The 11,824-nt window shown below is 64.7% G+C and carries 14 protein-coding genes; 8 read left to right on the forward strand and 6 right to left on the reverse strand.

The window, feature by feature from the left end; all coding sequences use genetic code 11:
* Positions 1-14 precede the first annotated feature (14 nt).
* Positions 15-458, reverse strand: a complete 444-nt coding sequence (cadR, locus tag AC25MA_RS04865) for a cadmium resistance transcriptional regulator CadR (protein WP_028688504.1) — start codon at positions 456-458, stop codon at positions 15-17.
* Positions 459-569: 111 nt separating this feature from the next.
* Here cadR and AC25MA_RS04870 point away from each other — a divergent pair, with 111 nt between their 5' ends.
* Both AC25MA_RS04870 and AC25MA_RS04875 read left to right on the forward strand, forming a co-directional pair.
* Positions 570-2,801 carry a heavy metal translocating P-type ATPase gene (locus AC25MA_RS04870; RefSeq protein WP_486971824.1) on the forward strand — a complete coding sequence of 744 codons (2,232 nt, stop codon included), beginning with the start codon at positions 570-572 and terminating at the stop codon, positions 2,799-2,801.
* 32 nt (positions 2,802-2,833) lie between these two features.
* Positions 2,834-3,703 (forward strand): LysR family transcriptional regulator, encoded by an 870-nt coding sequence (locus AC25MA_RS04875; protein ID WP_028688506.1) that lies wholly within the window; start codon positions 2,834-2,836, stop codon positions 3,701-3,703.
* Positions 3,704-3,768: 65 nt separating this feature from the next.
* Here AC25MA_RS04875 and AC25MA_RS04880 read toward each other — a convergent pair whose 3' ends face one another.
* Positions 3,769-4,245, reverse strand: a complete 477-nt coding sequence (locus AC25MA_RS04880; protein WP_062359824.1) for a DUF4399 domain-containing protein — start codon at positions 4,243-4,245, stop codon at positions 3,769-3,771.
* 228 nt (positions 4,246-4,473) lie between these two features.
* Between AC25MA_RS04880 and AC25MA_RS04885 the strand changes: the two genes are divergently transcribed.
* A complete protein-coding gene (locus AC25MA_RS04885; protein ID WP_069015887.1) occupies positions 4,474-4,956 on the forward strand; it encodes a transporter substrate-binding domain-containing protein in 483 nt (160 codons plus the stop codon).
* Positions 4,957-5,032: 76 nt separating this feature from the next.
* Here the strand turns inward: AC25MA_RS04885 and AC25MA_RS04890 are convergent, their stop codons facing one another.
* Together AC25MA_RS04890 and AC25MA_RS04895 are read right to left on the reverse strand one after the other, a co-directional pair.
* On the reverse strand, positions 5,033-5,530 hold the full coding sequence (locus AC25MA_RS04890; protein ID WP_028688509.1) for a 2-thiouracil desulfurase family protein: 498 nt from the start codon (positions 5,528-5,530) through the stop codon (positions 5,033-5,035).
* The gene (locus tag AC25MA_RS04895) at positions 5,517-6,140 is read right to left on the reverse strand and encodes a 2OG-Fe(II) oxygenase (protein WP_028688510.1); all 624 of its coding nucleotides are present in this window, start codon (positions 6,138-6,140) and stop codon (positions 5,517-5,519) included. Before AC25MA_RS04895 ends, AC25MA_RS04890 begins: the two co-directional genes overlap by 14 nt.
* 121 nt (positions 6,141-6,261) lie before the next feature.
* Between AC25MA_RS04895 and AC25MA_RS04900 the strand changes: the two genes are divergently transcribed.
* Positions 6,262-7,014, forward strand: coding sequence for a DUF2059 domain-containing protein (locus AC25MA_RS04900; protein ID WP_028688511.1), 753 nt, complete (start codon positions 6,262-6,264; stop codon positions 7,012-7,014).
* On the opposite strand, the gene bipL is transcribed toward AC25MA_RS04900, so the two are convergent.
* A complete protein-coding gene (gene bipL / locus AC25MA_RS04905) occupies positions 7,015-7,941 on the reverse strand; it encodes a phospholipase BipL (RefSeq protein ID WP_088852204.1) in 927 nt (308 codons plus the stop codon).
* Between the two features lie 88 nt (positions 7,942-8,029).
* Here bipL and AC25MA_RS04910 point away from each other — a divergent pair, with 88 nt between their 5' ends.
* The 4 genes from AC25MA_RS04910 to AC25MA_RS04925 all read left to right on the forward strand — a co-directional run bounded on the left by AC25MA_RS04910 (position 8,030) and on the right by AC25MA_RS04925 (position 11,174).
* Positions 8,030-8,623 (forward strand): DUF6436 domain-containing protein, encoded by a 594-nt coding sequence (locus AC25MA_RS04910; protein WP_486971825.1) that lies wholly within the window; start codon positions 8,030-8,032, stop codon positions 8,621-8,623.
* Positions 8,624-8,688: 65 nt separating this feature from the next.
* A complete protein-coding gene (locus tag AC25MA_RS04915; protein WP_486971826.1) occupies positions 8,689-9,489 on the forward strand; it encodes a hypothetical protein in 801 nt (266 codons plus the stop codon).
* A 78-nt stretch (positions 9,490-9,567) separates the two neighbouring features.
* On the forward strand, positions 9,568-10,902 hold the full coding sequence (locus AC25MA_RS04920; RefSeq protein WP_486971827.1) for an S-type pyocin domain-containing protein: 1,335 nt from the start codon (positions 9,568-9,570) through the stop codon (positions 10,900-10,902).
* Complete coding sequence (locus AC25MA_RS04925; RefSeq protein WP_028688515.1) at positions 10,899-11,174, forward strand: bacteriocin immunity protein; 276 nt, start codon at positions 10,899-10,901, stop codon at positions 11,172-11,174. Before AC25MA_RS04920 ends, AC25MA_RS04925 begins: the two co-directional genes overlap by 4 nt.
* Positions 11,175-11,212: 38 nt before the next feature.
* Here the strand turns inward: AC25MA_RS04925 and AC25MA_RS04930 are convergent, their stop codons facing one another.
* Complete coding sequence (locus AC25MA_RS04930; RefSeq protein WP_028688516.1) at positions 11,213-11,764, reverse strand: sugar O-acetyltransferase; 552 nt, start codon at positions 11,762-11,764, stop codon at positions 11,213-11,215.
* Between the last annotated feature and the right edge of the window lie 60 nt (positions 11,765-11,824).

An 11,824-nucleotide genomic window follows, 5' to 3' on the forward strand; every position in this document is an offset into this window, starting at 1 on the left:
CGCCCCCAGTACTTTCAATGCCCGTGGCTTCTGCCTACATGGGAATGCTCGGTTTCCGGCACCGTCACCGCCCCATTGGTCTCCAGTTGCTGGAGAATCGCGCACTCCGCCCCCTGCGCATTGCACCGCTGCCTCAACTCCACCAGCTGCGCCTGCAGCGCCACCAGCCCGTCGATCCTCGCCTGCACATGCTCGATATGTTCGTCGATCAGCGCGTTGACGCTGCCGCATGAGCCGTCGGGGCTGTCGCGCAGGTTCAACAGGCTGCGGATCTCATCGAGGGTCATGTCCAGGGTGCGGCAGTTGCGGATGAAAGTCAGCCGCTCGACATGGGCCTGGGTGTAGAGCCGATAGTTGCCGTCGCTGCGGGCGGGCTCGGGCAGCAGCTGCTCACGCTCGTAGTAGCGGATGGTCTCCACGGCGCAGTCGGTGGCCTTGGCCAATTCTCCGATCTTCATGGCAAATCTCCAGCAGAGGGCTTGACCCTATAGTGGCTACAGGGTGTTCACTTGGCAACAACCCACTCTGCGGATTTGCGCAGAGGCCAGTGCTCAGTTAAGGATGATTCCATGAACCAGCCTGTCAGCCCCGACCACAAGCATGACCATGCGCATGACCATGAGCCCCACGCCCACAGCTGCTGTGCCAGCAAGGCTGCACCGGCCTTGGTGCAGCTGACCGAAAAGGCCAGCGCCCAGGCGCAGCTCAGTCGTTTTCGCATCAAGGCCATGGACTGCCCCACCGAACAGACCCTGATCCAGGACAAGCTGGGCAGGCTGGCCGGCATCGAGCAGCTGGAGTTCAACCTGATCAACCGTGTGCTTGGCGTGCGCCATACACTGACCGGCACCGCCGAGATCGAGCGGGCCATCGACAGCCTGGGCATGAAGGCCGAACCGCTGGCCGCCGAGGACGACGGCAGCGCCAATGCGCCCCAGGCGAGCAAGACCCGCTGGTGGCCGCTGGCCTTGTCGGGTGTTGCCGCGATTGCCGCCGAAGTCGTGCACTTCTCCGGCAAGGCGCCGGATTGGGTGGTCGCCGTGCTGGCCCTGGCGGCGATCCTCGGCTGTGGCCTGGGCACCTACAAGAAGGGCTGGATCGCCCTGAAGAACCGTAACCTCAACATCAATGCCCTGATGAGCATCGCCGTGACCGGCGCCGTGCTGATCGGCCAATGGCCGGAGGCGGCCATGGTCATGGTGCTGTTCACCATCGCCGAGCTGATCGAGGCACGCTCGCTGGATCGCGCGCGCAATGCCATTGGCGGCCTGATGCAACTGGCGCCAGACCTGGCCACCGTGCAGCAGGCTGACGGCCAGTGGCGCGAGCTCGACGTGCGCGAGGTGCCGATCGGCGCCCTGGTGCGGGTACGGCCGGGCGAACGTATCGGCCTGGATGGCGAGGTGGTCAGTGGCCAGTCCAGCGTCGACCAGGCGCCGATCACCGGCGAGAGCCTGCCGGTCGAGAAAGCCGTGGGCGACAAGCTGTTCGCCGGCACCATCAACCAGGCCGGTGCCCTGGAGTACCGCGTCACCGCCGCCGCCGGCCAGTCGACCCTGGCGCGGATCATCAAGGCCGTCGAGGAGGCCCAGGGCGCCCGCGCGCCGACCCAGCGCTTCGTCGACCAGTTCTCGCGCATCTACACCCCGGTGGTGTTCGCCGTGGCCCTGGCCGTGGCGGTGATCCCACCGCTGTTCATGGCCGGCGCCTGGTTCGACTGGATTTACCGCGCCCTTGTGCTGCTGGTGGTGGCCTGCCCGTGCGCGCTGGTGATCTCGACCCCGGTGACCATCGTCAGCGGCCTGGCCGCGGCGGCGCGCAAGGGCATCCTGATCAAAGGCGGCGTGTACCTCGAAGGCGGTCGCAAACTGGACTTCCTCGCCCTGGACAAGACCGGCACCATCACCCACGGCAAGCCGGTGCAGACCGACAGCAAGGTCCTCGACCCGCTGTTCGAAGGCCGGGCCCAAGCCCTGGCCGCCAGTCTGGCCGCCCGCTCCGACCACCCGGTGTCCGGTGCCATCGCCCTGTTCGCCGAGGAACAGGACCTGGCCTTGAGCGAAGTCACCGATTTCGCCGCCCTGGCCGGTCGCGGTGTGCGCGGTGATATCGGGGGCCAGACCTACCACCTGGGCAACCATCGCCTGGTCGAAGAGCTCGGCCTGTGCTCCCCGGAGCTTGAAGCGCAGCTCGATGTGCTGGAGCGCCAGGGCAAGACCGTGGTGCTGCTGCTCGACCGCTCCGGCCCGCTGGCGCTGTTCGCCGTGGCCGACACGGTCAAGGACAGCAGCCGCCAGGCCATCGCCGAACTGCACGAGCTGGGCATCAAGACTGTCATGTTGACCGGCGACAATCCCCACACTGCCCAGGCCATCGCCGCCCAGGTGGGGATTGATCGCGCCGAGGGCAACCTGCTGCCGGCGGACAAGCTGGCCAGCATCGAGCGCCTGTACGGCGAGGGCCATCGGGTCGGCATGGTCGGTGACGGCATCAACGACGCACCGGCACTGGCCCGTGCCGAAATCGGCTTCGCCATGGCCGCCGCCGGCACCGACACGGCCATCGAGACCGCCGACGTGGCGCTGATGGACGACGACTTGCGCAAAATCCCGGCGTTCGTCAGGCTGTCGCGCCAAAGCGCGGCGATCCTCACCCAGAACATCGTGCTGGCCCTGGCAATCAAGGCGATCTTCCTGGCAATCACCTTTGCCGGCATGGCCACCATGTGGATGGCGGTGTTCGCCGACATGGGCGTGAGCCTGCTGGTGGTGTTTAACGGCTTGCGCCTGCTGCGCAAATAGGCGCCCGCAGCGCAGAACAGAGGTTATCCACAATGCTGAGCGCCGAGCTCAAAGCCTTCTACATGGTGGCCCGCCTGGGCAGTATCACCCTGGCGGCAAAGAAGCTCGGGCTCAGCCAGCCTACGGTGACCACGCAGATCCGCAATCTCGAAGGCCAGTACAACGTCGAGCTGTTCTACCGCGGTGGCCGGCGCCTGGTGCTGAGCGAGGAAGGCGTGCGCCTGCTGCCGATGGTCAAGGCACTGCTGCAGCAGGAGGCCGACATCGAGTTCGAGCTGCGCAACAGTGGCCAGGCCCAGGGCAGCCTGCGCATCGCCGCCACGGCGCCCTACTACATTCTCGACCTGGTGAAGATCTTCCGCGAGCGCCTGCCCCAAGTGGAAGTGGCGGTGGAAATCGGCAACTCGCAGCTGGTGCTGGAGATGCTCGAGGATTACCGGGTGGATATCGCCGCGTCCTCGCAACTGCTGGAAGATGCGCGCCTGGTGCGCCGGGTGCTGGGCACCGATCCGCTGGTGCTGGCGGTACACCGCAATCATCCGCTGGCCCAGCGTCAGGCGGTGTCCATCGACGTGGTGGCCGGGCATTGCCTGCTGATGCGCGAGCAAGGCTCGACCACCCGCAAACTGACCGAGCAGATGATGCAAGAAGCCAATGTGAAGGCCGGGGCCTTGCTGGAGATCGGCAGCCGCGAGTCGATTCGCGAGGCGGTGCTGCGCAACATCGGCATCAGCATCATTGCCCGCCACGAGGTGCCGCATAACCCGGAGCTTCGGGTGCTGGCGCTGGAGGAGGCGCCGGTGATGCACGAGTACCTGTACTGCCTGAAGGAGCGGCGTCAGGCGCGATTGCCGGCGGCTTTTCTGGGCGTGGCGCAGGAAGTGGTTGGCTCGCAATTCTGAAACGCTTGCCCGTCTGCATTGCGCTCATCGCCGGCAAGCTGGCCGGCCGGCGATGGCGCGGCGGGTCACTTCACGTTGACGGTGATCTTCTGCGACTCGACGCTTGGCTTGAACGGCACGTGGTACTTGTCGCCCAGCACCAGCTGCAGGGTGTGCTTGCCCGGCGTGAGGGTGATGGTCGCCTCGGTCTGCGCCTTGCCGAAGTGCAGCACCTGCGGGCCTGCCGGCAGCGGCGCGTTGTTCTCGGGCATCAGGCTCGTGGGCAGCGGCTGGTCGGCCAGGGGCGCCTTGTCCACATCCACCAGCAGGTGGTGATGGCCAGAGTGCGGGGTCTGGTCGCCCGCGGGCTTGAGGTCCATGCCTTCGATGCCGAACTTGACGGTGAAGGTCTTGTCGACCGTGGCCCCATCAGCGGGGGAAACGATGAAGACCTTGGCGCCTTCCGGTGGCTGCTCGCTCTTCAGGGCATCCGCGGCACTGGCGAACACCGACGCCCCCATCAGCAGACCGGCGACGGCAGCACGCGAAAATAGGCTTTTCATTCACTTCTCCTGTGATTCACTTCAATTGACCGCTATCACTTAAAGGCAGTGTGGCGGTACTTCACCATAGTCCAACGCGACCGGGAGAGGTTCAAAAACAGGGACAGAAATATTTCAGGGCCGAAGAAAACCTTGCCGCGACCTGGAGGTCTTAGGCTGCGTTCGACCGGGGTAGACGAGAAAGCCACGGCGAATGCACTTCATCTGCCGAACAAGAAAGGGGCACTCATGCGTTTGACCATTGGCATTCTGCTGGCGGCACTGTTCAGCCCATTGGCCCAGGCCGAACTGATCGACGAAATCAACGACCGTGGCGAACTGCGCATCGCCGTGCTTGGCGACGCGCCGCCCTATGCGTTCAAGGAGAACGAACACCTGACCGGCTTCGAGATCGAGTTGGGGCAGGCCCTGGCCAAGGAGCTGGATGTGCGGGCCGAGTTCGTCGAGACGCCCGCCGAAGAGGTGCTGCCTGGGGTGGAGAGCGGCAAATTCGACATGACCTTCAACCAGCAAGATGCCGAACTGAGCGACAAGCTCGACGCCATTCGGGCCCTGGCCGGCCAGAAATTGGTGATCCCGTACCAGAAGGGCAATCCAGCTTTCGAGACGGCTGTGAACAATGCCCTGCAGCGGATCGAGGATGATGGCCGTCTGGCCGACCTGGAAAGCAAATGGTTCAAGGGCACCAAGCAGGCGACCACCGGACAGTAACACCGCATCGCGGGGCAAGCCCGCTCCCACGCTGCCGTCATGGTCACCATTGCGTGGGAGCGGGCTTGCCCGGCGATCAGACCTTGGCCAACGCTCGCTGCGCGTCTTCCAGCTCCAGCTCGCTGAACACGAGCACCCCTTCGCGACGCAGCAAGGCCGCGGTCACCCCTTCCCCAGCCACCTTCACTCCGCTGAAGCTGCCGTCATAGGTCTGCAGGTTGCCACACGACGGGCTGCCGGACTTAAGCACCGCCACACGGATGCCATGCCGACGCACCAACTCCAGCGCCCGTCTGGCCCCGGCCAGAAACGCCTCGCTGACATCGTCGCCGGACACCGTCACTACCCGCGCCTGCCCATCCAGGACCTGAACGCCCTGCCCGCCCGGAATTTCCGCAGGCGGTCGCGGCGTCGGCAGGCCACCGGCCACCTCCGGGCACAGCGGCACCACCCGGCCTTCGGCCTGCCAGCGCTGCACGACGTCGGGATGACCACTGGCACGCCCGTCATAGCGCACTGGCTGGCCCAGCAGGCAGGCACTGACCAGTACTTTCGGCCGCTCAGAACGGGTCATTGCCACGGCGCCGGAACCAGCCGGTCAACGACAGGCGTTCACGCCCGGCCGGGAGCACTTCGTGCGGCACTTCACCCGACAGGAACACCACCAGGCTGCCCGCCACCGGCTGTACGTCGTGCTCGACACCGTCCTGCAGGAACATCCGCAACTGCCCGCCATCCTCCGGTTGCCAACCTTCATTGAGGTAGAACACGGCCGATACCATGCGCCGGTCGTCGTCACGGAAGCGGTCGAGATGGCGCTTGTAGAAAGCCCCCGGGGGATACAGCGCAAAATGGCACTCGAAGTCCTCAAGCCCCAGGAACAAACCCTGGTTGATGGCCTGGCGCAGGCTGTCCATCGCGCCCAGGTAGCGGTCGCAGACCTCCGACTCGCCGGGGTCGAGCCACTGGATCTGGTCGCCACGGATCGCCTCGCGGATCTCCTGCGCGGCGCCGCGACCGACGCTGGCCGGGTTGAGTTCGCCCTCGGCGTGACGGCGACGGCATTCGGCCGCCAGCGCGCGCGACAGCGCGTCGGGCAGGAAGAGAGGTTGCTGCGACCAGCCACGGGTGGCCAGGTCGTCGACGATCGTCGACAGCAGCGGATGTTCGAAAGGCGTGTGCATGGCGCATCATAGCCATTCGCCAATCGCTCGCACAGCGCCACTTGGTCAGGAAGCGCCGCTGGCGACTCGACAAAGCCCCGCCACGCCTAGGACAATAGCGGCCTGCCGACAGGAGTCCTGAATGCGCCGTCTGTTTTCCCTGCTTCTGCTGATGATCTGCACCATGCCTGTCTGGGCGGACAGCCTCGAACAGTTGTACAAGGCCGCCGGCTGGCCCGACCAGCGCGTCCATTTCAACGATGCCGTGAGCGCTGCCCAGCAGCGCTACCGCAACAGCCTGCCGCCTGCCGTCTACCAGGCGCTGGTCAACAACAGCAACCAGCGCTTCCAGGCCCAGGCCATGGACCGCCGGGCCCAGGCGCAGCTGCGCGCCAACCTGGCGAATCCCTCGCCGGCCCTGGCGTTCTTCCAGTCACCGCTGGGGCGCAAGGTGGTGGCCGCCGAGCTGCTGGCCACGCGCAAGGACCAGCTGGCCAAGAATGCCAAGGGCCTGCCCAAGGTCCAGGCCAGCGACAACCGCCTGCTGATCGTCGGCCACCTGGCCCAGGCCCTGCCGGCCCGCGAAGCCGGCGCCGAGGTCAGCCTGGCGATCGCCGGCGTGGCGGCCGACAGCCTGAGCTCGATGCTGCCCGGCCTGTTCGGTGGCGGCCAGGCGCAGAACCTGCTCGATGGCCAGCGCCAACGCTTGATGAATCAGGTCGGCGAAGACCTCAACAATACCCTGCTGTACGTCTATCGCGACCTGTCGGACGCCGAGCTGGAGGAATTCGCCACCTTCGCCGAATCCGCCGACGGCCAGGCCTACTACAAGGCGGCGGTGGCAGCGGTACGCGCCGCCCTGGCCGTGGGCCAGAATGCCGCCGAGCTGAAGTGATCAGCCCAGGCGCTGGCCGATGAAGTCGAAGTAGCGCTGGCGAATGCCGGGCAGCTCGTTGGCCAGGTGATGCCGCGCCTCGGGCAGCATGAGGATCTGCGGTTCGGCGAACTTGGCCTTGAGCACCTTGAGGTTGTAGGGCCAGTCCACCGTGCCGTCCGCCTCGCCCTGCACGATCAGGGGCTGGCGCGTGCTGCGCGGCGCGGCTTCGATACGCCGGACCCACTTCATCAACGCCCCCACCCAGGCAGTCGGCAGGCGCCGTGGCTGCAGCGGGTCGGCCTCGAGGAAGGGCAGGAAGGCCGGGTCGTTGGTGTTCTCACTGAAGCGCCGCTCGATGCCGCTGACGAAGTGGCGCAGCACCCGATAGCTCAGTTTCGACCAGTGCCAGGCACGTGGGCGCACCAGGGGCGCCAGCAGGATCACCTGGCCGTCGGCCGGGCTGCGTTCACCCTGGTGCAGCAGGTGATCGACCACGATTGCCCCGCCGGTGCTCTGTCCGCATAGATGCCAGGGTCGCGGCAGTTCCAGCAGGCGGGCCTGTTCGAACAGTGCATCGAGCACCTGCTGGTAGATGCCGAAGTCATCGATGCTGGCCCGCTCGCCGCTGGACAGGCCATGACCGGGCAGGTCGCAGCCGATCACTGCGTAGCCCTGGCCCAATGCCCACGCGATCACATGCCGGTACAGGCCCATGTGGTCGTAATAGCCGTGCAGCAGGAACACCGTCGCCACCGGTTGCTCCGGCAGCCAGAGCTGTCCGACCAGATCGAAGCCCGCCACCTGGAAGCCACCCAGCCAACTGCGCGCGGGCAGATCCAGGCCGTAGAAGCGCTGGTAGGCCTGGCCCTGGGCGGACAACGGCTGGCGATCAGCAAGGGGCGACAGGCTGGTACGCAGCTGGTCGGGATTGAAGCTGGCGGGCATCGGTACATCCAGTGTGAAGCAAGTATTGATCTGCGATATTCAGCTCTGCGCCGCGCCATGGCAAGCTTGGCCCCTCCTCCGATGAACAATGCGACCTCGTGCCAAGGCCCCCATGGCGAAGCGATTTATCACATTACTTGCACTGCTGCTCTGCGCCACCACCCTCTGGTGGGCCTACGACAGCTTCCAGTCCCGCTACCTGCGCACCTTCGACAACCAGACCACCTTCTTCGACGGCAGCCAGCTGCGCCTGCCCCCCGAACTGGCAGGTCCGGGCCCGATCCGCGTGGTGCACTTCTGGGACCCGGCCTGCCCCTGCAACGTCGGCAACCAGCAGCACCTGGGCGAGCTGTTCGAGCGCTTCGCGCCGCTCGGGGTCAGCTTCCATGTCGTGCAAAAACCTGGCAGCCACGGCCGACTGCCGGCCAACCTGGGAGCGCTGAAGCCCCTGGCCAGGCTGCCCGGCAGCGAGCACCTGCCCGCAAGTCCCGCCGTGGCGATCTGGGACCACGACGGCAACCTCGCCTACTTCGGCCCCTACAGCGAAGGTGCGGTGTGCAACTCGAGCAATAGTTTCATCGAGCCGATCCTCAAGGCGCTGGAAGAAGGGCGTCGGGTGCAGGCCTCCAACACCTTGGCGGTCGGCTGCTATTGCCCGTGGAGCAGTGGGCCAGGCCAATAGCCCACTACCGCAGCCTCATCCCAGAGACTCCCTAGGGTAGCGACATACAGAACAAGGAGAACTGTATGTCACGCGAAGGCTACACCAAGCTTACCCCTATCAACGTCAGAGACCGCTACGAAGAACAGTTCCGTTCAACCCCACCGATCTTCTGGGGACATCAACGGGTCCATCCGCTGCAACTGGTATCGACATTCCGCCCTGGCCACCTGGTAATTGACCTGGTCCGCCAGGTCGAATCGGACAAGCAACAGGTTCACACCGACCACGCGCGCCTGCAGGCTACCCAGGACGAACGACTCGACCAGGCCATCGCGACCAGCGCCGGCCCACTGACAAGCCTCAGCGAATCCGCGCGTCTGGAGCGCCAGATCGCTGCCGTCAGGCAGCTCACCGCAACCTACCAGACTCAGTTGCAACAGGCTCGCCAGCAAGCCAACAGCTTCTTTGGCACAGACCCGGAGCATCGCCCACTCAAAGATTTTCTTGCTGTCGTCCGGCAGCCGAACGCCCCCCACGCGCCTCGTCAAGCCTGGCTGAAAGCCTACCGCGCGGCCTTCGAGGCCAAGCGCCTGGCGCGCCAGCTCAATGAACTTCGTCGCCGCCAGGCTCGCCTGCAATGGGCGCTGACCGATACCAGGTACAAGGCAGCGCAACGCGATCGGGTGGTTCAACTGGTCCATCGGCTGGAAACGAAACTCGCTCGCTTCTCCGTCAGTAAGCTTGAGCATGAGCTCGCGCGCGCCTCGCTCGAGGGCGCATTGAGCACATTCCAGCGCCACCAGCATGACGACATCGCAGCCCAGGCCGCAGCCGAGCATGCTCGTGAGCTGGAGCGGGAAACCTCCGACCTGATCCGCGCCTAGTATGCACTCCATAAACATTCTGCGGCCGCTCGAAAGGATAATCTTTCACTCGAGTTCGACAGCAGTCAGCTCGACACCGTGATCACCGAGCAGAACCGCAAGCCACACGCCCAGCGCAATCCGGAGCTGCAGCAATTGCGGGACAGGGTCGAGCTCGAGCGCACAGGCTATGGCATCGATGCGCAATGGGGACGGGCTGCCGACAACCCTCTGCACCTGAGGGCCCATGACGCCATCCACGCCGCATTCGATGAGCAGACACACCTCTCCATGCTCAGCGGACAGACGCCGAGCAATACCCCTGTCACCTTCCACGCCTGGGTCGCCAGCACTCGCCACGTAGTGGTTCTGGCGAGTTCAAGCGGTGCCATCGCGTACTTCGAGGCGTTCTGGGAACTGCTGGGAAAGGCGCTGCAGTCAGCCGCACCACGCTTGCTGGCACACGCCGCGACCGGCGCCGTTCGGTATGCGTCCCTGATGCTCTACTCGGCCCGACTCGGCAATGGAGAGCGCATGGGCGTCAGTGTGCCGCTGGCCTACATGACTCCCGGCGCGGATCTGACCGCTGAAGCCAACCGCAGGGCCGGGCAGACGCTTGAGCTGGCGCTACGGATGAACGCCGTTCCAGTGGGTGAACAGACCGAGGTATACCTGGCTAGCACCGATGGCAGCAGCCTTCTGCGCGATGTCCGCGTACGCCAAGCCAATTGGGACCCTGCCCTGGAGAGTTACAGCTTCACCGCCGATGGCCCAGGCGGTGCGACGCTGCTCTGGCATCCGGCCACGCCACCGAGCAGCCTGGGCACCCGTGACCCGCTGACCGGCAGCACCACGCCCGCGCTGCCGATCGTCGAGGATCTGACTAAGCATTACCCGGGCACGATCAGTTCGAAGCGCGAGCCGGACATCAACGCATTCCCTGCCCTGCCGGACCCACATATCGACGATTACGTCATTGTCTTCCCCGCCGACTCGGGGCTGTCGCCGATCTATGTGATGTTCCGCGATCCCCGGCAGATCGCCGGGGTGGCCAGCGGTTACGGGCAGATGACGCCGGATCGCTTTCTTGAGGCCGCAGTCACACCAGAGGGCGCGCCGATTCCTTCACGGATTGCGGATAAGTTGAGGGGGCGCAGGTTCAGTAGTTTCGATAGGCTGCGGGAGGCGTTTTGGATGGAAGTAGGGGCCGATCCAGAGTTCAAACAGCACTTCACCTTGAGTAATCATAAGAGAGTGGAAGAAGGCAGCGCTCCTCATGCTCCCGCAAAAGAACGTGTGGGGAAGCGAGGTACATTTGAGCTCCATCATATCGAGGAGGTAGCCAGAGGTGGCGCGGTCTATAGCTTGGATAACATTGTCGTCATGACCCCACATCAACATATCGCTCACCACAGCAAAAGGAGTAAGGAATGATCAACAAGAGTCGACTTGAAGATTTTACGGAAGCCGAGTTTCTAGGGTTCATTGGAGAGTTCTTCGAAAACCGGTCTGGCCTCAAGGGAAAGGCGTTTGGTCAGTATCAAGATGATTTGGTATGCAAATTCGAAGAAATCATCGAAAACCCATTTGGCTCTGACCTGATCTACTACCCCGGCGAAGGCGCAGATGACAGCCCACAGGGCGTCGTCGACCGCGTCAAAGAATGGCGCGCGGCCAACGGCAAACCCGGCTTCAAGCCCGCCTGACCAAAAGCCCTGCGGCCAACCCCGCAGGGCTTCGCACTTCAGCCACGCACCCGCGCTGGATTACCCACCACCACCGCGCCCGCCGGCACATCCCGGGTGACCACACTGCCCGCACCGACCACGACGTTGTCGCCGATGGTCACCCCCGGCAGGATGATCGCCCCGCCGCCGATCCAGACATTGTCGCCAATGATCACCGGCCGCCCGCTTTCCAGGCCACTGCGGCGCAGCGCCGGGTCCAGCGGGTGGTCGGCGGTGTAGATCTGTACCGCCGGGGCGATCTGGCAATCGGCACCGATCCGCACAGGAAGCACGTCGAGAATCACGCAGTTGAAGTTCATGAAGGTGTTGGTGCCCACACTGATGTTGTAGCCGTAGTCGCAATGGAATGGCGGGCGGATCACCACGCCGCTGCCCACACTGCCGAAATGCTCCTCCAACAGGCCATGACGCGCCTCGTTGGGCTGATCGACACTGTTGTTGTAGCGGTGCATCCAGTGGCGGTTGGCCGCCTGTTCGGCTTGTAGCTCGGGACAGCCGGCATGGTAGAGCTGGCCTGCCAGCATTTTCTGTTTTTCGCTGAGGGACATGGAAACTCCTTCCAGGGGACTATGCTCAGTTCGCGAATCCGCCGATGACCGGACCATATT

Source organism: Pseudomonas sp. P65(2024), assembly GCF_057480955.1.

Excerpts from the sequence above, each read along its gene's own strand:
- AC25MA_RS04925 (WP_028688515.1), top strand. The coding sequence starts at position 10,899 with ATGATCAACAAGAGTCGACTTGAAGATTTTACGGAAGCCGAGTTTCTA.
- AC25MA_RS04890 (WP_028688509.1), bottom strand. The coding sequence starts at position 5,530 with ATGACCCGTTCTGAGCGGCCGAAAGTACTGGTCAGTGCCTGCCTGCTG.
- AC25MA_RS04880 (WP_062359824.1), bottom strand. The coding sequence starts at position 4,245 with ATGAAAAGCCTATTTTCGCGTGCTGCCGTCGCCGGTCTGCTGATGGGG.
- AC25MA_RS04875 (WP_028688506.1), top strand. The coding sequence starts at position 2,834 with ATGCTGAGCGCCGAGCTCAAAGCCTTCTACATGGTGGCCCGCCTGGGC.
- AC25MA_RS04910 (WP_486971825.1), top strand. The coding sequence starts at position 8,030 with ATGCGACCTCGTGCCAAGGCCCCCATGGCGAAGCGATTTATCACATTA.
- AC25MA_RS04900 (WP_028688511.1), top strand. The coding sequence starts at position 6,262 with ATGCGCCGTCTGTTTTCCCTGCTTCTGCTGATGATCTGCACCATGCCT.
- AC25MA_RS04930 (WP_028688516.1), bottom strand. The coding sequence starts at position 11,764 with ATGTCCCTCAGCGAAAAACAGAAAATGCTGGCAGGCCAGCTCTACCAT.
- cadR (WP_028688504.1), bottom strand. The coding sequence starts at position 458 with ATGAAGATCGGAGAATTGGCCAAGGCCACCGACTGCGCCGTGGAGACC.
- AC25MA_RS04895 (WP_028688510.1), bottom strand. The coding sequence starts at position 6,140 with ATGCACACGCCTTTCGAACATCCGCTGCTGTCGACGATCGTCGACGAC.
- AC25MA_RS04915 (WP_486971826.1), top strand. The coding sequence starts at position 8,689 with ATGTCACGCGAAGGCTACACCAAGCTTACCCCTATCAACGTCAGAGAC.
- AC25MA_RS04885 (WP_069015887.1), top strand. The coding sequence starts at position 4,474 with ATGCGTTTGACCATTGGCATTCTGCTGGCGGCACTGTTCAGCCCATTG.
- bipL (WP_088852204.1), bottom strand. The coding sequence starts at position 7,941 with ATGCCCGCCAGCTTCAATCCCGACCAGCTGCGTACCAGCCTGTCGCCC.
- AC25MA_RS04870 (WP_486971824.1), top strand. The coding sequence starts at position 570 with ATGAACCAGCCTGTCAGCCCCGACCACAAGCATGACCATGCGCATGAC.